The sequence below is a fragment of the Actinophytocola sp. genome, assembly GCF_035942955.1.
Classification (GTDB): Bacteria; Actinomycetota; Actinomycetes; order Mycobacteriales; family Pseudonocardiaceae; genus DASYTH01.
Genome location: NZ_DASZCQ010000242.1, coordinates 15,143 through 38,133 on the forward strand (window position 1 = coordinate 15,143; position 22,991 = coordinate 38,133).

The following is a 22,991-nucleotide window of genomic DNA, read 5'->3' on the forward strand; positions in this document are numbered from 1 at the left end:
GAGTGCGTCGCATAGATCCGCCTCCTTGGGTTGGGAGGGCTGCAGCCGGTTTCATTGCTGCTGGGCCGGTTCGATTTCAGTGCTATCTGGCGCGCCGATCATCGCGTCCACCACCGCCGTGTCGGCTCTGATGACACTTCAAGCAGGGCGAGGCTCTCCCGGCTACTCCACTTCGATTAAGCGGGCACCATGTTTGCCCGCGGCGGCTCGGTAGTGGTGATCTTGCCAGAGAGGGCCAAGGCCAGACTCACCTGTGCCGCGGTGACGTCCGCGCATGCCGATGAGGACACGGGACATGGCGGGGGCGTCTTGGTTGGCTGCGGTGGCGGATGGGGTCGTGGGCGGATGTCGGAGCCGGTTGGTGATGACGGCGCGCGAGCGTGGGGTCACGAGGTTCGTGGTGTGTGTCGGGACCGGCTGTCCGGGCCCACACGATCCAGGGCGGGGTGCTGATCCAGGGGGCGGGTGCATGCTACCGGCTGGAGCCGGTGTCGTGGTCGGAACCCAGGTCGCTGCGAGGGTTGGCGTCGAAATGGCGTCCACAATGTCCGCGCGGGTGAACGTCAAACCGGTCGACCCCACGCCGCGTGCTCGGACGCCACGCCGACAGTATGCCGGGACCACTGTCGCGGTCCCGGCACCTACCCTGCGCTCGGTTCATGGAAACAGCGGGAGCACGGCCACGGCGATGGCGCGGCTGGTGTTTCGGGTGGCTCCGTTGGTCGCCGTCGTGTAGACCGCCGCGGTCCGAGGCGGCTGCTGGGGCCAGTTGTAGAAACCGGCATACGCTTGGGACCAGTCGCCGTTGTAGGCGTCGCACTCCACGAACCAGTCGATGGGTTTTCCTACCTGGCGCGGAACATCCGGGTTCGCCAGTTCCGCGAAGCACTCGGGGGCGAGTGCCGAAAGCAGGCTGGTTTCGGCGGTGCGCAGCGTGTCCTGCAATGCGATGTTGGACAACCCGGTCAGGGACCTGGCGATCATGGCGATGGGGCTGACCACGCCGAGCGCGAAGCCGAGTTGGTCGATCCGGCCCTTGTCGGTGAGGCTGCCGGCCACGTTCTTGATCAGCACGGCGCAGGCCGTCGCGTCCATGGCGAATCGTTGCGCGTTGTCCGTAGTCATGCGTTCGATATCCCGGAACTCGATCACGGCGTCCTCGGCGCAGGCACGCGTCTCGGCGACCGCGATGCTCTCGATCTGGGTCAGAATGGTCGACTGAGCCGTGTTGATTGCCGCCAGAATCTGCCGGGTGGACTCCCTGATCTGCGCTTCCGTGTTACCCGCGGACAGGGCGGTGCCGATAGCGGTGATGGCGGTGGTGATGATCGGTGTCCAATCGAAAGCCGCGCGAGCCGGTCGGGCTCCGAGCGGCACAATGACCACAACCGACATGATCAAAGGAAGGATGCTTCGTCTGAACCCCGTCAACATTGATCCCCTCCTGCCGTTCAGGTCACCGTCCAAAATGGCCACTTGAGAGACTTGATCGACGACCAAACGGTGGCCGCGGCGAGCGCTGCCGATAGGCAGAATTGTGCCGGTGGTCGCGAAGCTGTCGCGACCGCCGGTTGCCTGAAAGCCGATCCGCCAAACGATGGCGCTCAGCCGGCGCGGCGGAAGCCGGGGGTGGGGTAAAGGTGAGCTTGGCCAGGTTTTCGGGGTCCGGGGGGAGCCAGGTGTACGTGGTGGTGACCGTGCCGTTGGCGGCGACTTCGTTCGGGCCGGTGGGTGACCGGCACTGCGAGGTAGTTGCTGGCTTCGACCCACATGTCGACGCGGTCGGCGTGGCCCGGTCCGAACATTCTGGTGCAGGGTGTCGTGGGAATCGACGCGACTCCGGATGTCGGTTCGGGGTGGTCGCTGAGCCGGCCGGTCCACCACGTGCGGATGTCGTAGTCGATGGTGTCGACGGTCTGGTCGCCGGGTGGGCCGCTGAACGGCGTGGGACTGGTGCAGGTGGGTCGGGCGAGCTGGTGCATGGCCGGAGCGGCCATCCTTCCGTTGCCGGAGTTGGGAATGATCGTGCTCTGGTCGTCGCGGTAGTGCTGGGTGAGCGCTTTTCCGTCCACTCCCCGTAGTGGCCGCCGTCGTAGGCGTTCCCTCGGTGTGGTGATCACCATCGCGACCGTCGCCACAGCGGCCGCCGTGGTGAGGGTCGCGCCGCGGACCGTCCAGGTGCGGCGGATCTGCCTGCGCCGCAAGGCAGACAGTAGGTCGGCGGCGGCGTGGATGTCGCCGGTCTCCTGACACAGCCGCGCCCGAACCCGAATACCCGTCAAACTCCGCCCCGCACCACCCGGTTGCCACGCACCAACCCGGTTCTCGGTCGAGGACCACACCGCCGACATGTACCACCGCGTAGGCATCTGCCGACCTATCGGAATTCTCGCGGCGGGGGTGGTGAGTAGGTCTGCAGCGCTGTCGACCAGGAGTTGTGAGTGGTCGGCCCTGTGCCTCGAACGCCCCGTTATGCGAAAGTGCTCGGCAAAGGCACCAAGCTGATCCTGGTGCCACTGCCACCCGCGGTCGGCCGAGCCCTGGACCGCGCCGTCGACTCGCGAATGACGGCCCGGTTCCGCTCAACCGCCGCGGCAGACGGATGGATCGCACTGCGCCACCCGCCGCCTCCGCGCTCTCGCCACCGTGTCAGTGGTACGGCTACCGCCGATGTACCGCACATGCCGCGCCACACCTAACATCATCACCATGCTCGACGCCGGCGTCGACCTCCGCGACGTTCACATCGCCGCACGCCACGCCGACCCACGAACCACCATGCGCTACGACCGCGCCCGCACCAACCTCGATCGCCACCCAACTACATCCTCGTGATCGGGTTCGGTTGCTTGCTGGTGGCGGAGTGTCATCGCGCGATGTGATCGCGGACCGGGCCGGCGGTTTCGGCGAGGTGTGCCAGTGCGCGGATTCGGGTGTTTTCGTGGGAGGTGCACCAGACGAGCCCGAGCGGCATGGGTGGTAGGTCGTGGATCGGGACGAGTGCGATCTGGTCGTTTCCGAAGCGGTTCCGCATGGATGTCACGGTGGGCGCCACGACCTGGCCGCGGGCGATGAGGCTGGCTGTCTCGGCGACGGTGCGGATTGCGGTGGGATGTACGCGAACGGGGCGCCCGGACGGCGTGTGTGAGGGCACCATGGCTTGCCGGACGCGGTCGGCGGTGCCCTGGTACGCCCAGTTCGGCACCGGGTAGTCGCCGAGCACTTCGACCGACACGCTCTGCCGGTGGGCCAGTGGGTGATCAGCGGCGACGGCCAGCACGCGCGGATACTCCGCGATGGTCGGGCCGCGGGTGAGGTCGGGTTCATCGAGGACGAGCCAGCACACCAGCATGTCGATCTCGCCGGATCGCAGCGGAGTGTACGAGTCGACGAGGGGCACCTCGTGCAGCGAAACGGTGCAGTCGGGTTGGGCCTGTTCGAATGCGGTGACCAGCTGGTCGACGGCGGGGACGGCCGTCGTGGCCGCGAACCCGAGCCGCAGGAGCCCGGCCGGAGACCGGGCGGCGGTACGAGCCGCGGTCAGCGCGGCGGTCAGCTGCTGGTAGGCGGGGGCGAGCTCGTCACGGAGCCGCGCGCCGAGCGGCGTGGGTGTGACCCGCCGGCTGGTGCGGTCGAACAGCGCGCCACCGATCGTGGACTCCAGGGCTGCGACGAGGCGGCTGACCCTCGGCTGGGACACGTGCAGACGCTCGGCGGTTCGCCCGAAGTGCAGCTCGTCGCAGAGGACGAGAAATGCCTCGATCTGCGGGAAGTCCACTCAGCCACCCCGGGAAGATCCATGCGCTGTGGTTATCGATTGTTGCAGATGTCGTCGTTGATCAAACCCGGGTTCGCCACCAGACTTTGCGGCGTGCTGGATTCGTATCGGCTGCTGGGACGCTCGGGGCTGCGGGTGTCGCCGCTGGCGTTGGGGACGATGACGTTCGGTTGGGGCACGGACACCGACGAGGCGCGGGCGATCTTCGACACCTACGTCGGCCGGGGCGGGAACTTCGTCGACACCGCCAACGGGTACGCCGACGGGACCGCGGAGGAGATGGTCGGCGAGTTCGCGCGCGGCCGGCGCGAGGAGCTGGTGCTGGCCACGAAGTACTCGATGCCGATGCGTCCGGGCGACCCGAACTCCGGCGGCAACTCCCGCAAGAGCATGGTCCGCTCGGTCGAGGACAGCTTGCGCCGCTTGGGCACCAACTACGTCGACCTGCTCTACCTGCACATCTGGGACGGCGCGACCCCTGTCGAGGAGGTGCTGCGGGCGATGGACGACCTGGTACGCGCCGGCAAGGTGCTCTACGTCGGCATCTCCGACATCCCCGCCTGGCAGGTGTCGCGCATGCAGGCGATCGCCGAGCTGCGGGGCTGGGCGCCGCTGGTGGCGTTGCAGATCCCCTACAACCTCGTCGAACGGACAGTCGAGCGCGATCTCATCCCGATGGCCCAGACCATGGGGCTAGGGGTCATACCGTGGTCGCCACTCGCCGGTGGCGTGCTCACCGGCAAGTACCGCCGCGCCGACCTCGAACCCGACAACGGCACCGGTAGCGGCGCGGGGAGCGGGCAGTTCACCCGCAAGGACCAGGCCGTGGGCAACGGGTTCCTCACCGCGCGCGGGCTCGACATCGCCGAGGTCGTGCGCGATGTCGCCACCGAGCTCGCCACCACGCCCTCCCGGGTCGCGCTCGCCTGGACGCTGCGCAACCCCGCCGTCGTGGCGTCCCTCGTGGGCGCGCGGACCGGCGCGCAGCTCGAGGACAACCTCGGCGCGCTGGAGCTCGAGCTCGACGCCGACCATCTGTCCACACTGGACGAAGCCAGCGCCGTCGACCTCGGCTTCCCACACGAGACCCTCGCCCGCCTCGGCCTCACGAACTGAGGCGAACCCGATGGACATCGGTATCGCCGCCCGATGTCCACCAGCCGCGCGGGCGTCTCGACGCCGAGCTTCATCAGGTCGAGCAGGTTCGTGTCGCCGCCGAGATACCGCGTGCCGGCGCCGCCCGCGACCAGCGCCTCGCGGACCTCGGTGGCCCGCCGGTAGGCGAACTCCCTCACCCCGCCACCTCCGCGGCTTCCAGCACCGCACGCACGATCGACGGGTATGCGCCGCAGCGGCACGGGTTGCCGCTCATCCGCCTCGCGCACCTCCGCAGCGTCCGGGGCCGGCGCCGGGCCGTCCGGGGAGACGTCGGCGGTGGCCGCGCTCGGCCAGCCGTCGGCGTGCTCGGCCAGCATCCCGTAACCAAGTCGGTTCGGGTGGCCGGCACCCAAAACCAGCGAACTCTTGCCCAATCCTGCCCACATCGGCCGCCGGGCGCGGCGGTCACAGGTCGAGCAGCTCGACGGTGACGGTCGCGACGTCACCGGCTTCGAGGGATTCGGCCTTGCGGACGGCGCGCTTGATGGGCAGCGCGTAGCTGCCTCGAGTGCCGTCCGGGAAGATCGAGGTCGTCCACGTGCTGGCGCCGATGGTGACCTTGACGCGCAGCGAGCCGAACCCGCGACGCGGTCCGTCGGCCAGCTCGCGGATCTCCTCGGACGCCTCGGTGGGCAGGCTGACGAAGGTCCAGCTGTCGTCCCGCCGGGCATCCCAGATCCACAGCTCGGCATCGAACTCCACGACCATGCCCGCAGCATCACATGCCGCGCCGACATCCTCCGGCCGGTCCCGGACCGGCCGGGCCCTTTTCGGGCCGGCCACCGGCGGTATGGGCTGGTCGCCGGGACTGTCACCGGGGCGAAGGACACGATCGTGGACATTCGGCTGCTGGGGCCGGTGCAGGTGTGGCGGGACCGCACGCAGGTGGACGTCGGACCTCGCCAGCAGCGGTTCGTGCTCGCCGTGCTGGCCGTGGAGGTCAACCGGGTCGTCACCGTCGACCGGCTGGTGGACCTGTGCTGCCCGGGCGGCCCGCCGGCGACGGCCCGGCATGCGATCCGGGTGAACGTCTCCCGGCTGCGGGCCGCGCTGGACACGGCCGAGTTGACCAGAGAGCGCGGCGGGTACGTGCTGCGCGCGGATCCCGTGCGGGTGGACGCACACCGCTTCCGCGCGCTGGCCGACCAGGCCCGCCGCAGCGCGCACGACGTCGACCGGGGCAGCACGCGGTCGAGGCGCCGGGTCGGCGCCGTCCTCGACCAGGACCCCGGCCATGACCGCCAACTGGCCGGCCGGCCTCAGTGGCACCGTCTCGAACAGGTCGCAGACGCGTGTCAGCACCCGGTTCGGCTCGCCGGGGCCGGCGCCCCTGACCGCCTGTCAGAGCCGCACAATCCCTCGTAGAACGCCACGGCATCGGACGCCGAGGCCGCCGCACGAGCTCGGAGCACCGCTCGTCAACCACTCGGTCATGCTAGGAGCCAAGATGCTTGCCGCAAGGGTGCAGCTGAAGCATGACCGGGAGGCACACATGGTCGATCGCCCGTCCACCCTCGCCGCCCCACCGGGCGGGACGACCGAACGGATCGACTGGTCCGGCCGGCTGGCCCGGCGCACGGCCGGCCACAGCGACGTCATCGGCGGCATCCTCGCGCTGGCGAATGCCTCCGGCGTGATCAACTTTTCCGGCGGTTTCCCGGACCCGGAGGTCTTTCCCACCGAGGCGTTGGCGTCGATCCTCGACCGGCTGCTGACCGACGACGTCCGGGTGGCCCTGCAGTACTCGCCAAGCGAGGGCATCGCAAGCACGCTGGACGTCTTCGGCGAGCTTCTCCTTCAGCGGGAGGGAATCCGTCCCGGGCCCGGCGAGCTCATGGTGACCAGCGGCGGCATCGACGCCATCACTCTGCTGGCCAAGAGCCTCGTCGACCCGGCGGACGTGGTGGCGCTGGAGGAGCCCAGCTACGTCGGCGCCGTGTCGGGGTTCGGCGATTTCGGCGCCACCCTGCGCGGCGTGCCGATGGACTCCGACGGCCTGGACGTCGACGCCTTCGCCGCGATGCTGGCCACCGGCGCGCGGCCCAAGCTCCTCTACACCATCCCCGAGCATCAGAACCCCAGCGGCCGCACGATGTCCCTGGCGCGGCGCGAGGCCTTGGTCCGGTTGTGCCGGCACCATGGCGTGCTGATCGTCGAGGACGTCGCCTACCGCGAGCTGAGCTTCGACGGGTTCCGCCAGCCCAGCCTATGGGCGCTCGACCCGGAGGTGACCGTGCAGATCGGCACGTTCTCCAAGACGATCATCCCCGGCGTGCGGCTCGGCTGGGCGGCCGGCCCGGCCGAGGTGATCGCCCAGCTGGCCGTCGCCAAGCAGAACTCCGACCAGTGCGCCGGAGCGCTCGGGCAGCGGATGGTGGAGGAGTTCCTCCGCGAGGGCCACTACGAAGCCCAACTGGTCCGGGCCCGTGCCCTCTACCGCAACCGCGGCCGGGCGACCCTCCGCTCCCTGCGCGCGCACCTGCCCCCTGGCGTCACCTGGACCGAGCCCACCGGCGGCTTCTTCACCTGGCTGCACGTCCCCGGCGTCAACACGACCGACCTGGCCCTGCGCGCCCGCGACCGCAACGTCGCCTTTGTCCCCGGCGCCGGCTTCTTCCCCGAGCGCGTCGACCACGAGTACCTGAGGCTGTCCTTCAGCCGAATCACCGAGCCCGACATCGACGAAGGCATCCGCCGCCTGTCCCTCGCCATCCAGCCCGGGTGACCGGCCGCGTCAGTCTTCCCAGGGGATCTCGTTGCGCATGCCGGTATGGATGGCGTAGGCGTTCTTGACGGCGGCCTTCAGCGCGCCCTCCACCCAGCGGCGGTGGCGACGGTCGCAGGCGTCGTTGGCGAACCAGACGCGGCCCACCGGGCGGATCACGTCGTGGTAGAAGCGTTCGCTCATCTCGAAGGGGCGGAACAGGGGGCCGATGCCGCAGGCGAACCAGTCGAGCGCCCAGTCCTTGTAGACGCCGAACTCGAACGTGTCCCGGGCCTCCGGGTGGATCTTGGTCAGGTCCTCGAGGGCCTGGGCGATGCACTCCTCCTCGGCCAGGGGCGTGTAGGGCATGCTGTCCTGCTCCCAGCAGTAGGAAGCGATCATGACCCCCTTCTTGAGCCGGCGGTCCTGACCGGCCGGCGGGTAGACGATGTTGCGGATGGCCAGATCGGTGACGCTGAGCCCGTGGGTGATACCGTACTGGCTTTCCCACCAGCGCTCGCTGAACTGCATGAACAGCTTGTGCGCCCGCCCGTAGTACGTATTCCTGATCGCGTACCATTTGCCCGGGTCAAGGCCCGCTATCTCCATGTGCCGGAGGCTGGACAGCGGCACCGTCACGATGCATTCGTCGGCCACAATGGTCTTCATGTTCCGGCCCGTCCGGAAATGAACCCTGACACCCGCGTCGTCCTGCTCGATAGCATATGCCTGAGCGCCCAGCCTGATGTTCTCCATCAGCTCCGGCTCGAAGGCCCTCGGCAGCGCGTCGGCTCCGGCGACAATGTAGACCAGCTTGCCGAACACGTCCTCGTAGTAGTGCAGGAACCATTCCAGCAGGGAGAAGTGGTACCGACCCTCCAGGTTGAACAGCGGCCCGAGCACCGACAGCGCCCCGTCGCTGAGGCCACGCTCCTTGAGGTAGCTCAGCAGCGAATACTTGTCATACTCGCCCAGCAGCCGCTTCCACGCGGTGGTCTGATCCTCGTGCGCCATGATGTCGATGAGCGGTCGCATCGTCTCCTTGAGAAGATCGTGCGGCGTCTTGTCCAGCTCGCCCGGGGCCAGATCAAAATCGAACATGTCCGCCCGAAACTCGCTACGCCGGACTCCCTTACCCTGCAAAAATATGAAGGAGTCCTCGTCGTACATCGGGAACGGCTTCGTGTCCAACTTGAACTTGTCCTGAATCAACCACCGCACCATAGGATGCTGCAACGGAAAGCGCATCGCCCCGAACTCGCCGTACATGTCACCGGCAAACCCACGATAGGTGAGAATGCGCCCCCCGAGCCGATTCTGCCCCTCCAAAATCGTTACCTCGTGCCCCGCACCCTTCAACAGCAACCCAGCGGTAAGCCCGGCCATGCCGGCGCCAACAATCACCACCCGACGCGCGCCGGCACCGGCGTCCGGCAGCCCTTCCTTGAGTAGATCCAGAGTCTCCAGCGCCATGAACAGCCTCCTCCACAACCCTTTTGGCGAGGTCACAAGGCGCGCGCTATCCACAGACCGTACTACTCGTACGGATGCCAACCACCACCCGAACGAGTGATTTTCCCGACTACAATCCGCGCCAAGTTCGCAGCGCCCCCCTTTCGGCCGTTACGGAACGCAATTTCGCCCCCAAAGTGCGGTTCTCCCCGAAGGTAACGACCGGTCGGCCGGAGTCGACAAAAATGCGATGAAGGTAGCCCCACCGCAATGTCCACAATGGATAGTGCGCGGGATAGCCCGGCCAACCGGCGCCCGCCCACGACACTCACTCCCGGTGAACCGGCCGCGCCCCGCCCGGCCAATCCTGGCTCCGGCACAGTCGGCTGCCGGAACGCGTCACACGCTGCACGAGCGCCGACCATGCCTGCCGGAAGGCGAGACACGCCCGGCGGGGACCGGTATCCCGGCTGTGTCCCGCGCTCAGGTAGCTGTGTTACGCCTTCATGTAGATCCGGTGACACGCCCCCGGTTCCACCGCGGGCTCTGCGCGGGCATGCGGCCGGCACCGGACTCCGCCGGGACGTCGCCCCGGCCAACCCGGCGGCGGCCAACGGCACTCAACCCCCCGGCGAGCCGGCGCGCCCCACCCCGCCAACCGGCGCCCGCCAACGACACCCAACCCCTCCGGATGCCATGCGCCCACCGGCCCGGCCCCCGGCCCACCCACTGGCCCCGGCCCCCGACCGCCCTCTTTAACCCAGCCCTACCTCCGCCAGGACGTGCGGGCGCGGATTCGGTCCCAGACCAGGACGATGACCATTCCGGTGCCGATGCCGATGAGCCAGACGTCTTCGGTGCGGCCGGTGTGGTTGCCGATGAGCATGAGGAACATGACGGCGGCGACGAACCAGCCGGCGATGCGGGTGCCGAGGGGGAAGCCGCCGTGCCAGCCCCATTCGGCGGACGGCTCGTCCCGCGGGTCGACGGCGTTTGCCGGCCGCTTCTCGAGCTGAGAGCCTGCCACGTTCCCTCCATGGTGCTCCGGGTGAGTGCCGCTCCATCGTAATCAGGGACAATGTGAGCCGATGACTCATCCCAAGCGCAGTGTCCTGGTGCTGGGGTCGACCGGCTCGATCGGCACCCAGGCGCTGGACGTGGTGGCGGCCAATCCCGAGCGGTTCGAGGTGGTCGGGCTGGCCGCGGGCGGGGGTGATCCGGCGGCGCTGGCGGCGCAGGCGCTGGGGTGTCATGCCTCGGCGATCGCCGTGACCCGGTCGACGGCCGCGGAGGATCTGCAGCTCGCGCTGTACGCCGAGGCTCAGCGTCGCGGCTTTGAGCGGGGCGAGTTCGCGCTGCCGCGGATCCTGGCCGGCCCGGACGCCGTCGGTGAGCTGATCGCCACGAGCCCGGCCGACGTGGTGCTCAACGGGATCACCGGGTCCCGCGGGCTCGAGCCGACGCTGCGCGCCCTCGGCACGGGGGCGACGCTGGCGCTGGCCAACAAGGAGTCGCTGATCGCCGGGGGGCCGCTGGTGCTCAAGGCGGCGCGGCCGGGGCAGATCGTTCCGGTGGACTCCGAGCATTCGGCCATCGCCCAGTGCCTGCGCGGCGGGCACGCCGACGAGGTGGCCCGCCTGGTGATCACGGCGTCCGGCGGGCCGTTCCGCGGGCGGCGGGCCGAGGAGCTGGCGGGGGTCACGGTCGCGGAGGCGATGGCGCATCCCACGTGGGACATGGGCCCGGTCATCACGATCAACTCGGCGACGCTGGTGAACAAGGGGCTGGAGCTGATCGAGGCGCACCTGCTGTTCGGCATCCCGTACGAGCGCATCGACGTGGTGGTGCACCCGCAGTCGATCGTGCACTCGATGGTCACCTTCGTCGACGGCTCGACGCTGGTGCAGGCCAGCCCGCCGGACATGCGGCTGCCGATCTCGCTGGCCCTCGGCTGGCCGGATCGGGTGCCCGGCGCGGCAAGGGCCTGCGACTTCGGCGCGCCGGCCGCGTGGACGTTCGAGCCGCTCGACCACGAGACGTTCCCGGCCGTGCGGCTTGCCAGGCAGGCCGGCGAGGCCGGGGGCTGCCTGCCGGCGGTGTACAACGCGGCGAACGAGGAGGCGGTCGCCGCCTTCCAGGAAGGCGACACCGGTTTCACAGCCATTGTGGACACTGTGAGCCGGGTGCTCGACGACGCGGACGGGTGGCGGGCCGATCCCGGTGACGTCGACGAGGTGCTCGCGGCCGAGCGGTGGGCGCGTGCCCACGCCCGCGAGCTGCTGGCCGACTCCGTCCGGCTGGGAAGGGACTGACTGAACGTGCTCGTCTGGATCCTCGGGGTTGCGCTGTTCGCGCTGGGCATCTGCGTGTCGGTCGCCCTGCACGAGGCGGGTCACATGCTGACCGCCAAGTGGTTCGGCATGAAGGTGCGCCGGTACTTCATCGGCTTCGGCCCGAGGCTCTGGTCGTTCCGCAGGGGCGAGACCGAGTACGGCCTCAAGGCCATCCCGCTCGGCGGGTTCTGCGACATCGCCGGCATGACCGCGCTGGACCACGTCAGCGCGGCCGAGGCGCCGAGGGCGATGTGGCGCTTCCCGGTCTGGAAGCGGGTCGTGGTGATGAGCGCCGGCTCGATCACCCACTTCATCCTCGGCTTTCTGATCCTGTACTTCATGGCGGTCGGCATGGGGCTGCCCAACGTGGCCGGCACCCCGGTGATCAGCGCGACCGACTGCGCCGCGGCCAGCCAGGACCCGAAGACCTTCGAGTTCGCGCCGTGCACGCCGGGTGACCGCTATCCGGCGCGGGACGCGGGCATCCAGCCCGGCGACGAGATCATCAGCATCGACGGGCAGCGCACGGCGACCTGGACCGAGGTCGTCGCGAAGGTCAAGGACCTGCGCGGGGCGCACACGTTCGTGCTGCGCCGCGACGGCGTGGACCGCACGGTCACCGTCGACATCCCGCAGGTGCAGCGGGTCGCCGCGGACGCAAGGCCCGGCGCGGACGACAACAGGGTGGTCACGGTCGGCGCGATCGGGGTGCGCAGCACGCCCGTGTACCACTACGACGCGGTCGGCGCGTTCGGCGGGGCGGCCTCGTTCACCGGCGACATGTTCGTCCGCACCTGGCAGGGATTGCTGGCGTTCCCGCAGAAGATCCCGAAGGTGGTCGAGGCGATCGGCGGCGGCGAGCGCGACCCGGACACGCCGGTCAGCGTGGTCGGCGCCAGCATCATCGGCGGCGACGCCGTCGAGCGGGGGATCTGGGAGCTGTTCCTGCTGGTGTTGGCCAGCCTGAACTTCTTCGTCGGCGTGTTCAACCTGCTGCCGCTGCTGCCGCTGGACGGCGGGCACATCGCGGTGACCCTCTACGAGAAGGTCCGGGACTGGGTGCGCAAGCTGCGCGGCCTTGCGCCGGGCGGCCCGGTCGACTACACGAAGCTGACCGCGGTCACCATGGTCGTGGTCTTCCTCGGTGGCGCGGTGGTTCTACTCACAGTGACAGCCGATCTGGTGAACCCGATCAGGATCGGCCAGTAGCGCAAGTAGCCTTGTACCCGTGACCGACCGCATCATGCTGGGGATGCCGGCGACGCCCCCGCCCGTTCTGGCGCCGCGGCGCCCTACCCGCCAGCTGATGGTCGGCAAGGTCGGCGTGGGCAGCGAGCACCCGATCTCGGTGCAGTCCATGACCACCACGGTCACCGCGGACGTCAACGCCACCCTGCAGCAGATCGCCGAGCTGACCGCCGCCGGCTGCGACATCGTGCGGGTGGCCTGCCCGTCGCAGGACGACGCCGACGCGCTGCCGGCCATCGCCCGCAAGTCGCAGATCCCGGTGATCGCCGACATCCACTTCCAGCCGAAGTACGTGTTCGCCGCGATCGAGGCGGGCTGCGCGGCGGTCCGGGTGAACCCCGGCAACATCAAGAAGTTCGACGACAAGGTCGCCGAGATCGCCGCCGCCGCGCGCGACCACGGCACGCCGATCCGGATCGGGGTCAACGCCGGCTCGCTGGATCCGCGGCTGCTGGCCAAGTACGGCAAGGCCACCCCGGAGGCGCTGGTCGAGTCCGCGCTGTGGGAGTGCTCGCTGTTCGCCGAGCACGACTTCCACGACATCAAGATCTCGGTCAAGCACAACGACCCGGTGGTCATGATCCGGGCCTACGAGCTGCTCGCCGAGCAGTGCGACTACCCGCTGCACCTCGGGGTGACCGAGGCCGGGCCGGCGTTCCAGGGAACGATCAAGTCGGCGGTGGCGTTCGGGGCGCTGCTGCGGCAGGGGATCGGGGACACGATCCGGGTCTCGCTGTCCGCGCCTCCGGTGGAGGAGGTCAAGGTCGGCGCCCAGATCCTGCAGTCGCTGAACCTGCGGCCGCGGAAGCTGGAGATCGTGTCGTGCCCGTCGTGCGGCCGGGCGCAGGTGGACGTGTACAGGCTGGCCGACGAGGTGACCGCGGGCCTTGAGGGCATGGAGGTCCCGCTGCGGGTCGCCGTGATGGGCTGCGTGGTCAACGGCCCCGGCGAGGCGCGCGAGGCCGATCTCGGCGTGGCGTCGGGCAACGGCAAGGGCCAGATCTTCGTGCGCGGCGAGGTGATCAAGACCGTGCCGGAGCACCAGATCGTGGAGACCCTGATCGAGGAGGCCATGCGGATCGCCGAGGAGCTCGGCGAGTCCGCCCAGGCCGGGGAGCCCGTGGTCACCGTCGGGTAGCTGGAGCCTGCATCGCTCCGGACACGGTCCGGAGTCACCGAGCGAACCGTCGAGCACTGCCCTGTCGCCGAGGAACGAGGCGACAGGGTTTTCGCAAAAGTGCGGTTATCTGGCACGCTGGAAGTTGTGTTGCGGCTTGCTGGAGGTGCGCGACTGCTCGACGAACGTGACCGCATCGCCGTGCGGTCGCTGCTCACGGCGGACCCCGTGGCGTCGTGCATGGTCGCGGCGAGGATCGACTCGCTGGGCATGGATCCCTGGCGACTCGGCGGCGAACTGTGGGGGTGTGAGCCGCGTGGCCGGACGCACCGGCTGGACGGTCTGTGCTTCGCCGGTCCCAATCTAATCCCGCTGCACGGGAAACGCTCGGCCCTTCGAGCGTTCGCCGACCGGGCCTTGAGCCGGCGGCGCACCTGCTCGTCGGTGGTGGGCCCGTCCGAGCAGGTGCTCGGCATCTGGGAGGAGCTGCAGCTGGACTGGGGCCCGCCGAGGGAGATCCGGCCCCAGCAGCCCCTCATGGCCACCATGGCCGCGCCGAAGGTGGCGCCGGATCCGCTGGTGCGGCCGGTGCGGCCGGACGAGCTCGACCGGTACCTGCCGGCGGCGGTGGCCATGTTCATCGAGGAGGTCGGCGTCGATCCGCGGGCCGGGGACGGCGGGATCAGCTACCGGGCCAGGGTCGCCGAGCTGATCGCGACGGGTCGGGCGTTCGCCCGGTTCGAGGGCGGCGACGTGGTGTACAAGGCCGAGATCGGCGCGCTTTCCAATGTGGTCGGTCAGATCCAGGGGGTGTGGGTGCACCCCGACCGGCGCGGCCACGGGCTGGGCGCGGCGGGCACGGCCGCCGTGGTCGACCGGCTTGTCCGGTCGATGGGCCGGACGGCAAGCCTGTACGTCAACTCCTACAACCTGGCCGCCCGCGCGGCGTACACCCGGATCGGGTTCAAGCAGGTCGGCGAGTACGCCACGGTCCTGTTCTAGGAACCTCACCCATCCCGGCAATCGCAGCCGGCATACTCCCGCCGTGCGCCTTATCCCGATCCTCGCGGTCGTGCTGCTCGCCGGCGTCTCCGGCTGCGGCCTGTTCGGCTCGGACAGCCCAGGGCCGGACGCCACCGCCCGCCAGTTCCTGGCCATGTTCGCCGCCGGGGACACCGCGGGCGCCTCGACCCAGACCGACTCGGCCGACTCCGCGCGCAAGCTCATGGACAAGGTGCGCGAGACCCTCAAACCGGCCGCGGTCACCGCCGAGCTGACCAGGGTGGACGCCACCGAGGGCGCCGCCACCGCCAGGGCCGCCTTCACCATGACCTGGGACCTCGGCACGAGCCGCACCTGGCGCTACGACGGCGCGCTGGAGCTGCGCACCGAGGACGACCGGTGGAAGGTGCACTGGACCCCCGCCGCGATCCACCCGAGGCTGGCCGAGCAGCAGTCCATCGCCGTGCAGGTGCAGCAGCCGACGCTGGCCCCGGTGCTCGACCGCGACGGCGAGGTGCTGCTCGAGCCGGACCGGGTGGTGTCGGTGCTGCTCGACGCCAAGAAGGCCGGTGACGTGAATGCGGTGGCCGGCACGCTGGCCGAGTCGCTGTCGGCGTTCGACCAGACGATCACCCGGCAGTCGATCGTCGACGAGTCCGCGAAGGCCCCCGACGGCCAGCCGTATCAGGTCGCCGCCCTGCGCAGCGCCGACTACGAGCAGGTCAAGCCGGAGATCTACGACCTGCCCGGGGTCCGGTTCACCTCGGCGCCGCGGCTGCTGGCCACCGACAAGAAGCTGGCCACGCAGGTGCTGCCGGGCATCCGCAAGCTGATCGAGGACAAGATCTCCGGCAAGTCCGGCTGGCGCGTTGTCACGGTCGATGTCAACGGCGCGGAGGTCGAGGAGCTGTTCGCCAAGGCCGCCGAGCCGGCCCAAGCGGTGACCGCCATGCTGAGCCGGTCCGTGCAGAACGCGGCCCAGGCGGCGATCGAGTCGGCGCAGACCCCCGCGATGATCGTGGCGATCCAGCCGTCCACCGGCGAGCTGCTCGCCGTCGCCCAGAACGCCGCCGCGGACGCCGAGGGCGGGCTCGCGCTGTCCGGGCGCTACCCGCCGGGCTCCACGTTCAAGATCGCGACGGCGGCCGCGGCGCTGGAGTCGGGCAAGGTCGCCCCGGACACCGCGGTCGGCTGCCCCGGCACCACCACGATCGACGGCCGCCCGATCCCGAACAGCGGAAAGTTCGACAAGGGCACGATCCCGCTGCACTCCGCGTTCGCCTTCTCCTGCAACACGACGTTCGCCACGCTGGCCGCCGACATGGCGCCGGACGAGCTGACCAACGCGGCCCGCAAGCTCGGCATCGGGGTCGACTTCGTGATCCCGGGGATCACCACGGTCACCGGCTCGGTGCCGCCGGCCGCGGGCCGGGTCGAGCGCGCCGAGGACGGGTTCGGTCAGGGCAAGGTGGTGGCCAGCCCGTTCGGCATGGCGGTCGCGGTGGCCACGGTGGCCACCGGCGCCATGCCGAGGCCGGTGCTGGTGCGCGGAACCGAGACCACGGCCGATGCCAGCCCGGAGCCCATCCGGGCGCCGGTGCTGACCGCGCTGCGCGAGATGATGCGCGAGGTGGTCACGGTCGGCACGGCCGGGGCGCTGGCCGGCTTCCCCGACGTGCGCGGCAAGACCGGCACCGCGCAGTTCGGCGACGGCACCCACGCGCACGGCTGGTTCGCCGGCTACCAGGGCGACCTCGCGTTCGCCGTCCTGATCACCGACGCCGGCGAGTCGCTGCGCGCCGTCCAGGCCACCTCCCGTTTCCTCAGCGCCCTGCGCTGATGTGCTACCATGTTGCACATGGAGACGATCGGCGTCCGCGAGCTGCGCCAGAACGCCAGCAAGTACCTGCGCCGCGTGGCCGCGGGTGAGTCGTTCACGGTCACGGATCGAGGCACGCCGGTGGCCGCGTTGGTGCCTCCGCCGCGGGTTGAGCGGTCGCTGTACGAGGAAATGGTCGCGCGGGGCGAGCTGATCCCCGCAGAGGATCCCGACCGCAAGGCATGGCTTGAACCGCCACTTCCGCTGCGCCCCGGCGAAACCCCACTGTCGGAGGTACTGCAGCAGATGCGCGACGAGGAACGGTATTGATCTACTTCGATACCTCCGCGTTGGTGAAGCTTGTTCTCGAAGAGTCTGAGAGCGCGCAACTCGTTGCGTGGTTGGCGAACCAGGGACAAGCGATCCGGACGAGCAGCGCACTGGCTCGGGTCGAACTGCGGAGAGCGGTTGCCGGGCGGGGGAGTGCGCGAATCGCCAGGGCACGGGACATGATCAGCGGTCTGGCGCTGATGCCGCTCGGCAACGAGCTACTCGATGATGCGGGAGACCTGGTCTATCCGCTGAAATCGCTCGACGCAATCCATCTGACATCGGCTTTGCGCCTGCGACGCGAGCTGGTGGCGTTTGTCGCGTACGACAAGCGGTTGCTCGCGGCGGCCGAGCAGGCCGGGTTGCCGGTCGCGGCGCCGGGGGCGTCGTAGGGTGGGGATATGCCCGTGCGTGCTCCGCTGAAGCCCGGTGTCCAGTCTCCGCGCCGTTCCGTGCCGCCGGCGATCGCCCGGCCCGAGTACGTCGGGAAGCCTGCGCCGGCCAGGAACACCGACCCGCACGTGCAGCCGCCGGAGGTCGTCGAGGCGATGCGGGTGGCCGGCCGGATCGCGGCGCGGGCGCTGGAGGAGGCCGGCAAGGCGGTCAAGCCGGGGGCGCTGACCGACGACATCGACGCGGTCGTGCACGAGTTCCTGATCGACAACGGCGCCTACCCGTCCACGCTGGGGTACCGGGGCTTCCCGAAGTCCTGCTGCGTCTCGCTCAACGAGGTGATCTGCCACGGCATCCCGGACTCGACGGTGATCGAGGACGGCGACATCGTCAACGTGGACGTGACCGCGTACATCGGCGGCGTGCACGGCGACACCAACGCCACCTTCCTGGCCGGCGACGTCGACGAGGAGGCCCGGCTGCTGGTCGAGCGCACCCGCGAGGCGACCATGCGGGCGATCAAGGCGGTGCGGCCGGGGCGCGCGCTGAACGTGATCGGCCGGGTGATCGAGTCCTACGCCAAGCGGTTCGGCTACGGCGTCGTCCGGGACTTCACCGGCCACGGCATCGGCCGGTCGTTCCACAGTGGACTGGTAATCCTGCACTACGACCAGCCGGACGTCGAGACCCTCATCGAGCCGGGGATGACGTTCACCATCGAGCCGATGATCACCCTTGGCGCCATCGAGCACGACATCTGGCCCGACGGCTGGACGGTCACCACCAAGGACAAGAGCTGGACCGCCCAGTTCGAGCACACCGTCCTCGTCACCGACACCGGCGCCGAGATCCTCACCCTTCCTTAGGCTCGCCGGCGAGCATCTCGGTCAGCATCTCGAGAACGGCCGTGGCCACCGGGTCGGGGTGGGTGGCCGGGGCCAGGTGGTGCAGGTCGAGGCGGCGGACCGGCCAGCCGTGGGCTTCGGCGGTGTCGGCGTCGGTGGCGTAGGCGTCGCTGAGCCGGACGTAGCCGGCGGGGCCGGGCCATTCGACGTCGGGGCGGGCCTCCTTGAGGAAGGCGAGCGGCACCTCCGGGGCCTCGTCGGCGATCTCGGCCCGCAGGGCGGGGTCACCGACGAGCGTGTCCAGCGGGTCGTCGGGGAACCAGTGCCGCCAGCGGGGGAGCAGGCCGTCCCGGGAGACGTCGCGCAGCCGGGTGTACAGCGCGGGCGGCACGGTGTCGCGCCAGCTTCGGCCGGGGGTGGGCAGGCCGGCGTCGAGGTAGACCAGGCCGGCGACGCCCTCCTCGAGCGCGTCGGCGAACGCGGGCAGCAGCGGGCCGGCGCCGCTGTGGCCCACCAGCACCACCGGGCCGCTGAGTCCCGCGTCGCCGATCACATCGGCGAACACGCCGACCAGCATCTGGTGCACCGGGGAGGCGACCACGCTGGGCCGCAGGTCGAGCAGGGCCGTCGGGTGGCCGTGCCCGGCGAGCGCGTCGGCCAGCGGGCGCAGGCTGGCCGGCCCGAGGAACGGGCTGTGCACCAGGATCAGGGTGGGCGCCACGGTCACCCCGCCGGCGGCGGCTTGAGCGGCGTGGCGCCCTGCGGGTCCCCCGGGCGCAGCACGGGAACCCGCACCTCAGTGCCGGTAGGTGGGCGTGATGATCGCCCGGGCCAGGGTGTGGAAGGCCAGGTTGAACCCGACGACGGCCGGGGTGGCGGAGGAGTCGACGTCGAGCGCCTCCACGTCGACGGCGTGCACGACGAAGTAGTAGCGGTGCACCATGTCACCCTTGGGCGGGGCCGACCCGACGTAGTCGCGGCTGCCCATGTCGTTGCGCACGTGGAAGGCGCCGCCGGGCAGGCTGTCGTCGCCCGCGCCGGCGCCCGCGGCCAGCTCGGTCACCGACGCCGGGATGTTCACCGCGATCCAGTGCCAGAAACCGGACACGATCGGGGCGTCCGGGTCGAAGCAGGTGACCGTGAAGCTCTTGGTCTGCTCGGGAAATCCGCTCCAGGACAATTGCGGCGAGATGTTCTTGCCGCCCGCGCTGCCGTGCACGTGGGTCAGCTCCAACTGCTGGCCGTCCTGGACGTCGGTCGAGGTCACGGTGAATGTGCCGGCCGCGGGAAGCAGCTCGTAGGGATCGGGTGCGACCGGGCGCTCGAGACTCATGTTCGGGTTCCTCCCTGAGTTTTCCCTGATCTTTTCCCTGGGATCGGGTCAACTCTAGTGACGGAGCCGTAGGGTTTGTTCCCTAGGACCGAGGGAAGGGGAGGGGACATGACCGAGGACGGCACCACCGTCGATGGCCCGACGACGCGCGTGAGGTTCCCGGGAATCAGCCCGAGGGCGTATGAGCATCCGGCCGACCGGGGCGCGCTGGCGACCCTTCGCACCGTGCCCAGCTTCGCCACCGTGCTCAAGGCGATCGCCGGGTTCTGGCGGGAGCGCAGCTACCGGCTGATCGTGCTGGGGTCGGCGATCCGGGTTGGGCCCAACCAGTTCCCGACCCTCGACCGGCTGCGCACCGAGTGCGCCGAGACGCTGGACCTGGACACCGTGCCGAACCTGTTCGTGTACCGGGACGCGCAGGTCCAGGCGCGCACGATCGGCATCGACGAGCCGTTCATCCTGCTCAGCTCCGGCATGCTCGAGGCGCTCGACACCGAGGGGCAGCGGTTCGTCATCGGCCACGAGATGGGCCACGTGCTTTCCGGGCACGCGGTCTACAGCACGATGATCGACGTCCTGCTCAGCCTGCAGCCGCGGGTGGCCTGGATGCCGATCGGGTCGCTCGGGCTGCAGGCGATCCTGATCGCGCTGTACGAGTGGTACCGCAAGGCCGAGCTGTCCTGCGACCGGGCCGGGCTGCTGTGCGGCCAGGACCCGGCGGCGGCGCTGCGCGCGCACATCATGATGGCCGGCGGCACCGCACCGTCCGAAATAGACATTCCGTCGTTCCTGCAGCAGGCCAGCGAGTACGACTCGGTCGAGGACATCCGGGACAGCATCCACAAGCTGCGGTACGTGACCTGGACGACCCACCCGCTGGCCGTGGTACGCGCGGCGCAGCTGCAGAAGTGGGCGGCGTCGGAGGAGTACCGGGCCATCCTCGCCGGGCAGTACCTGCGCCGCGACGACGACGCCCCGCAGGAGAACTGGAGCGACGACCTGAAGTCGGCGGCGCAGTCCTACCGCGAGTCCTGGTCGGAGTCGAACGACCCGCTGATCAAGATCCTGAGCGACGTCGGAGAGACGGTGTCCAGCGCGGCCGGCCGGGTGTTCAGCAGGTTCGGCTCCCGGTCCGAAGGCTCCACGGACGGCGACCAGCAGTAGGCCGCCCATCCGAGGTTCCCGCCGGCGGGTCCAGGACAAGGAACGGGCCTAGTTGCCGGTGGCGGTGAAGTGCTGGAGATCCAGCGGTGACCGCCAGTTTCCGCCCCAGCTCCAACCGATTCCGGCGAACGCCCGCACGGTGCCGTCGCCCGGGAACACCATGCCGGGCCGGACATCCCGTCTGTCCACATAGGAGGAAGCGAGCTCGGGCAGCACGAGGTTGCCGCGGACGTACGGGTTGCAGAACGGGTTGAGGTCGATGGCCAACCCGTAGGCGTGGGCGGACCAGCGGGTCTGGCCGACCGCCGGCCGGCAGACGAACGCGGTGGTGTTGTTGCCGTCCCCGGTCGGCGGCGCGTCCAGCTCCGGCCGGCTGGTCACCCGCATCTCCTCGATCGGGAACCGGGCGGCGTACAGCGAGCCGAAGACCTTCGTGACGCCGTCGGCCACCCGGGCGTCGACGATCATCTCCCCGGTGTGCGGCCGGCCGTCGAAGCCCCAGAACGGCATCGTCAGGTAGCGCAGGTCCGCGGCGGCCACCGGGCAGGAGGGCTGCCAGGTGCTGCGGGCCAGCACGTCGGCCGGCACCGGGGCGGCGGTGGCGGCGTAGCGGCCGTCCTCGGGCGGGGGCAGCCGGTCCACCGTGGGCAGGCTCCGGCGGACCAGCTCCGGCGGGGTGGGCAGCACCTCGCCGAAGCCGTCCGGGCGTCGTGGGAGCGGGCTGGCCCCGACGCGCCAGGCCGGCGCCGGTGCCGGCGCGGGCGTGGTGGTCGTGGTCGGTTCGGTCGACGCGGTCGTGGTGGTCGGCGGCGGCGGTACGGGGACGTCGGGCGGGGGCGGCGCCGCCGAGCACGCCACGAACAGGCCGGCCAGCGCCGTGGTGATCAGGGCTCTGGATCCGCCGGGCACCCACCCAGCATGCCCCAGCCGAACTCCACCCGATCAGGTGACATGGTCAATTTGCCCGGGGGCGGGCGGCGGGCGCAGTGTGCGGGGGTCGCCGCGCGTGAGGAGATCGGCCCATGGGGGAAACCCGTCGCACCGCCCGTTCGTTGCTCGCCGCGAGCCTTGCCGTCGTGCTGGCCTTCGCCGTCCAGGCGGGCGGGGCCCGCGCCGACGAGCGGATCGTGGGCGGCAGCCGGGTCAGCACGGCCCAGTACCCGTACATGGTGTACCTGGCCAAGCCGGACGGGTTCCAGTTCTGCGGCGGCACCCTCGTCGGCAGCCACAAGGTGGTCACCGCCGCGCACTGCGTCGTGGGCCTGACCCCGGCGGCGCTGCGCGTGGTGGCCGGGCGCGACGACAAGACGCGGGACGACACCGGGGTGGTCGTGCGGGTGACGCAGCTGTGGGTGCACCCGGCCTACGTCGACGTCCGGTCCGGCGCCGACATCGCGGTGCTGACGCTCGCCCGGCGGCTGCGCTTCCGCCCCGCCGCGGTGGCCACCGGCCCCGAGCTGTACCGGCCCGGCACCCCGAGCACGGTCCTCGGCTGGGGCCGGACCTCCGAGGGCGGCCCGACCTCCGACCACCTGCTCGGGGCGACCGTGCCCGTGGTCGCCGACGCCGACTGCGCGCGGGCCTACCGCGACTTCGCCGCCGACGCCATGGTGTGCGCCGGCTACGTCCATGGCGGCGTCGACACCTGCCAGGGCGACTCCGGCGGCCCGATGATCATCCGCGGCGCCCTCGTCGGCATCGCCTCCTGGGGCGACGGCTGCGCCCGCCCCGGCAAGTTCGGCGTCTACACCCGGGTGGCCAGCTATGCCCAGGTGCTCGCCGAGCACCTCTGACACTCGTGGGACTAGTCTGCCCGAGGCACAAAATGTCCATTCCACGATCCGGAGAGGCGGACCAGTGGCATCACGGCTCAACCCGTACATCAACTTCGCCGGCACCGCCCGGCAGGCCATGGAGTTCTACCGGGAGGTGCTCGGCGGCAACCTGACGCTGAACACGTTCGGCGAGGCGGGCATGTCGGACCTGCCGAACCCGGACCAGATCATGCACGCCCAGCTGGAGACCGACGCCGGCTTCACGCTCATGGCCGCGGACACGCCGCCCGAGTGGGAGCTCAAGCCGGGCAACAACATCTCGGTCAGCCTCAGCGGCGACGACGCCGCGGACCTGAAGCGCTACTGGGAGAAGCTCAGCGACGGCGGCACCGTGACCGTCCCCCTCGAGAAGCAGGTGTGGGGCGACGAGTTCGGCATGGTCATCGACAAGTTCGGCATCGCCTGGATGGTCAACATCACCCAGGGCTGAACCACGATGAAGGGGGCCTTCCGCACGCCCGCCGTGCGGAAGGCCCCCTT

25 protein-coding genes are annotated in these 22,991 nt (G+C 70.2%); 16 read left to right on the plus strand and 9 right to left on the minus strand.

Annotated features, from left to right (window positions below):
• Positions 1-657 precede the first annotated feature (657 nt).
• Both VGX25_RS25045 and VGX25_RS25050 read right to left on the minus strand, forming a co-directional pair.
• Positions 658-1,434 (minus strand): hypothetical protein, encoded by a 777-nt coding sequence (locus VGX25_RS25045; RefSeq protein WP_326920344.1) that lies wholly within the window; start codon positions 1,432-1,434, stop codon positions 658-660.
• A 170-nt stretch (positions 1,435-1,604) separates the two neighbouring features.
• The gene (locus VGX25_RS25050; protein ID WP_326920345.1) at positions 1,605-2,282 is read right to left on the minus strand and encodes a hypothetical protein; all 678 of its coding nucleotides are present in this window, start codon (positions 2,280-2,282) and stop codon (positions 1,605-1,607) included.
• 427 nt (positions 2,283-2,709) lie between these two features.
• Here VGX25_RS25050 and VGX25_RS25055 point away from each other — a divergent pair, with 427 nt between their 5' ends.
• On the plus strand, positions 2,710-2,835 hold the full coding sequence (locus tag VGX25_RS25055; RefSeq protein WP_326920346.1) for a hypothetical protein: 126 nt from the start codon (positions 2,710-2,712) through the stop codon (positions 2,833-2,835).
• Positions 2,836-2,866: 31 nt separating this feature from the next.
• On the opposite strand, the gene VGX25_RS25060 is transcribed toward VGX25_RS25055, so the two are convergent.
• Complete coding sequence (locus VGX25_RS25060; protein ID WP_326920347.1) at positions 2,867-3,778, minus strand: LysR family transcriptional regulator; 912 nt, start codon at positions 3,776-3,778, stop codon at positions 2,867-2,869.
• A 93-nt stretch (positions 3,779-3,871) separates the two neighbouring features.
• On the opposite strand from VGX25_RS25060, the gene VGX25_RS25065 reads away from it, so the two are divergent.
• Positions 3,872-4,894: an aldo/keto reductase gene (locus VGX25_RS25065; RefSeq protein ID WP_414635955.1), complete on the plus strand. Its 1,023-nt coding sequence runs from the start codon at positions 3,872-3,874 to the stop codon at positions 4,892-4,894.
• 33 nt (positions 4,895-4,927) lie between these two features.
• On the plus strand, positions 4,928-5,059 hold the full coding sequence (locus tag VGX25_RS25070) for a hypothetical protein (RefSeq protein WP_326920349.1): 132 nt from the start codon (positions 4,928-4,930) through the stop codon (positions 5,057-5,059).
• A 282-nt stretch (positions 5,060-5,341) separates the two neighbouring features.
• Here VGX25_RS25070 and VGX25_RS25075 read toward each other — a convergent pair whose 3' ends face one another.
• Positions 5,342-5,644, minus strand: a complete 303-nt coding sequence (locus tag VGX25_RS25075) for a DUF1905 domain-containing protein (RefSeq protein WP_326920350.1) — start codon at positions 5,642-5,644, stop codon at positions 5,342-5,344.
• A gap of 126 nt (positions 5,645-5,770) precedes the next feature.
• On the opposite strand from VGX25_RS25075, the gene VGX25_RS25080 reads away from it, so the two are divergent.
• Together VGX25_RS25080 and VGX25_RS25085 are read left to right on the plus strand one after the other, a co-directional pair.
• Positions 5,771-6,301 carry a hypothetical protein gene (locus VGX25_RS25080; RefSeq protein WP_326920351.1) on the plus strand — a complete coding sequence of 177 codons (531 nt, stop codon included), beginning with the start codon at positions 5,771-5,773 and terminating at the stop codon, positions 6,299-6,301.
• Between the two features lie 127 nt (positions 6,302-6,428).
• Positions 6,429-7,661, plus strand: coding sequence for a PLP-dependent aminotransferase family protein (locus VGX25_RS25085; protein ID WP_326920352.1), 1,233 nt, complete (start codon positions 6,429-6,431; stop codon positions 7,659-7,661).
• A gap of 9 nt (positions 7,662-7,670) precedes the next feature.
• Here the strand turns inward: VGX25_RS25085 and VGX25_RS25090 are convergent, their stop codons facing one another.
• Both VGX25_RS25090 and VGX25_RS25095 read right to left on the minus strand, forming a co-directional pair.
• Positions 7,671-9,113 carry a flavin monoamine oxidase family protein gene (locus VGX25_RS25090; RefSeq protein WP_326920353.1) on the minus strand — a complete coding sequence of 481 codons (1,443 nt, stop codon included), beginning with the start codon at positions 9,111-9,113 and terminating at the stop codon, positions 7,671-7,673.
• Positions 9,114-9,858: 745 nt separating this feature from the next.
• Positions 9,859-10,119, minus strand: a complete 261-nt coding sequence (locus VGX25_RS25095; protein ID WP_326920354.1) for a DUF2631 domain-containing protein — start codon at positions 10,117-10,119, stop codon at positions 9,859-9,861.
• Positions 10,120-10,180: 61 nt separating this feature from the next.
• Here VGX25_RS25095 and dxr point away from each other — a divergent pair, with 61 nt between their 5' ends.
• The 8 genes from dxr to map all read left to right on the plus strand — a co-directional run bounded on the left by dxr (position 10,181) and on the right by map (position 18,200).
• Positions 10,181-11,404: a 1-deoxy-D-xylulose-5-phosphate reductoisomerase gene (gene dxr, locus VGX25_RS25100; protein ID WP_326920355.1), complete on the plus strand. Its 1,224-nt coding sequence runs from the start codon at positions 10,181-10,183 to the stop codon at positions 11,402-11,404.
• Positions 11,405-11,410: 6 nt separating this feature from the next.
• Entirely contained in the window at positions 11,411-12,634 is a 1,224-nt protein-coding gene (locus VGX25_RS25105; protein ID WP_326920356.1) for a site-2 protease family protein, read from the plus strand.
• A 43-nt stretch (positions 12,635-12,677) separates the two neighbouring features.
• On the plus strand, positions 12,678-13,811 hold the full coding sequence (gene ispG / locus VGX25_RS25110; RefSeq protein ID WP_326920367.1) for a flavodoxin-dependent (E)-4-hydroxy-3-methylbut-2-enyl-diphosphate synthase: 1,134 nt from the start codon (positions 12,678-12,680) through the stop codon (positions 13,809-13,811).
• Positions 13,812-13,937: 126 nt separating this feature from the next.
• Positions 13,938-14,792, plus strand: coding sequence for a GNAT family N-acetyltransferase (locus VGX25_RS25115; RefSeq protein WP_326920357.1), 855 nt, complete (start codon positions 13,938-13,940; stop codon positions 14,790-14,792).
• Between the two features lie 43 nt (positions 14,793-14,835).
• A complete protein-coding gene (locus VGX25_RS25120) occupies positions 14,836-16,632 on the plus strand; it encodes a penicillin-binding transpeptidase domain-containing protein (protein ID WP_326920358.1) in 1,797 nt (598 codons plus the stop codon).
• An 18-nt stretch (positions 16,633-16,650) separates the two neighbouring features.
• A complete protein-coding gene (locus VGX25_RS25125; RefSeq protein ID WP_326920359.1) occupies positions 16,651-16,941 on the plus strand; it encodes a type II toxin-antitoxin system prevent-host-death family antitoxin in 291 nt (96 codons plus the stop codon).
• Positions 16,938-17,333, plus strand: coding sequence for a type II toxin-antitoxin system VapC family toxin (locus VGX25_RS25130; protein WP_326920360.1), 396 nt, complete (start codon positions 16,938-16,940; stop codon positions 17,331-17,333). The genes VGX25_RS25125 and VGX25_RS25130 overlap by 4 nt, the downstream gene beginning before the upstream one ends.
• Positions 17,334-17,342: 9 nt before the next feature.
• A complete protein-coding gene (gene map / locus VGX25_RS25135) occupies positions 17,343-18,200 on the plus strand; it encodes a type I methionyl aminopeptidase (RefSeq protein ID WP_326920361.1) in 858 nt (285 codons plus the stop codon).
• Here the strand turns inward: map and VGX25_RS25140 are convergent.
• Together VGX25_RS25140 and VGX25_RS25145 are read right to left on the minus strand one after the other, a co-directional pair.
• On the minus strand, positions 18,187-18,900 hold the full coding sequence (locus VGX25_RS25140; RefSeq protein WP_326920362.1) for a hypothetical protein: 714 nt from the start codon (positions 18,898-18,900) through the stop codon (positions 18,187-18,189). The genes map and VGX25_RS25140 overlap by 14 nt on opposite strands.
• A gap of 75 nt (positions 18,901-18,975) precedes the next feature.
• Positions 18,976-19,512: a YbhB/YbcL family Raf kinase inhibitor-like protein gene (locus VGX25_RS25145; RefSeq protein ID WP_326920363.1), complete on the minus strand. Its 537-nt coding sequence runs from the start codon at positions 19,510-19,512 to the stop codon at positions 18,976-18,978.
• A gap of 108 nt (positions 19,513-19,620) precedes the next feature.
• Here VGX25_RS25145 and VGX25_RS25150 point away from each other — a divergent pair, with 108 nt between their 5' ends.
• Positions 19,621-20,676 (plus strand): M48 family metallopeptidase, encoded by a 1,056-nt coding sequence (locus VGX25_RS25150; protein WP_326920364.1) that lies wholly within the window; start codon positions 19,621-19,623, stop codon positions 20,674-20,676.
• 48 nt (positions 20,677-20,724) lie between these two features.
• Here the strand turns inward: VGX25_RS25150 and VGX25_RS25155 are convergent, their stop codons facing one another.
• Positions 20,725-21,585, minus strand: a complete 861-nt coding sequence (locus VGX25_RS25155; RefSeq protein WP_414635956.1) for a M15 family metallopeptidase — start codon at positions 21,583-21,585, stop codon at positions 20,725-20,727.
• A gap of 113 nt (positions 21,586-21,698) precedes the next feature.
• Between VGX25_RS25155 and VGX25_RS25160 the strand changes: the two genes are divergently transcribed.
• Together VGX25_RS25160 and VGX25_RS25165 are read left to right on the plus strand one after the other, a co-directional pair.
• Complete coding sequence (locus tag VGX25_RS25160) at positions 21,699-22,469, plus strand: serine protease (protein ID WP_326920365.1); 771 nt, start codon at positions 21,699-21,701, stop codon at positions 22,467-22,469.
• 64 nt (positions 22,470-22,533) lie between these two features.
• Entirely contained in the window at positions 22,534-22,941 is a 408-nt protein-coding gene (locus VGX25_RS25165) for a VOC family protein (RefSeq protein ID WP_326920366.1), read from the plus strand.
• The last annotated feature ends 50 nt before the right edge of the window (positions 22,942-22,991 follow it).

What these genes read in the sequence shown, in the direction of transcription:
- VGX25_RS25045 (WP_326920344.1), bottom strand. Translation starts at nt 1,434, where the DNA reads ATGTTGACGGGGTTCAGACGAAGCATCCTTCCTTTGATCATGTCGGTT.
- VGX25_RS25055 (WP_326920346.1), top strand. Translation starts at nt 2,710, where the DNA reads ATGCTCGACGCCGGCGTCGACCTCCGCGACGTTCACATCGCCGCACGC.
- VGX25_RS25070 (WP_326920349.1), top strand. Translation starts at nt 4,928, where the DNA reads ATGTCCACCAGCCGCGCGGGCGTCTCGACGCCGAGCTTCATCAGGTCG.
- VGX25_RS25075 (WP_326920350.1), bottom strand. Translation starts at nt 5,644, where the DNA reads ATGGTCGTGGAGTTCGATGCCGAGCTGTGGATCTGGGATGCCCGGCGG.
- VGX25_RS25085 (WP_326920352.1), top strand. Translation starts at nt 6,429, where the DNA reads ATGGTCGATCGCCCGTCCACCCTCGCCGCCCCACCGGGCGGGACGACC.
- VGX25_RS25090 (WP_326920353.1), bottom strand. Translation starts at nt 9,113, where the DNA reads ATGGCGCTGGAGACTCTGGATCTACTCAAGGAAGGGCTGCCGGACGCC.
- dxr (WP_326920355.1), top strand. Translation starts at nt 10,181, where the DNA reads ATGACTCATCCCAAGCGCAGTGTCCTGGTGCTGGGGTCGACCGGCTCG.
- ispG (WP_326920367.1), top strand. Translation starts at nt 12,678, where the DNA reads ATGCCGGCGACGCCCCCGCCCGTTCTGGCGCCGCGGCGCCCTACCCGC.
- VGX25_RS25125 (WP_326920359.1), top strand. Translation starts at nt 16,651, where the DNA reads ATGGAGACGATCGGCGTCCGCGAGCTGCGCCAGAACGCCAGCAAGTAC.
- map (WP_326920361.1), top strand. Translation starts at nt 17,343, where the DNA reads ATGCCCGTGCGTGCTCCGCTGAAGCCCGGTGTCCAGTCTCCGCGCCGT.
- VGX25_RS25145 (WP_326920363.1), bottom strand. Translation starts at nt 19,512, where the DNA reads ATGAGTCTCGAGCGCCCGGTCGCACCCGATCCCTACGAGCTGCTTCCC.
- VGX25_RS25150 (WP_326920364.1), top strand. Translation starts at nt 19,621, where the DNA reads ATGACCGAGGACGGCACCACCGTCGATGGCCCGACGACGCGCGTGAGG.
- VGX25_RS25160 (WP_326920365.1), top strand. Translation starts at nt 21,699, where the DNA reads ATGGGGGAAACCCGTCGCACCGCCCGTTCGTTGCTCGCCGCGAGCCTT.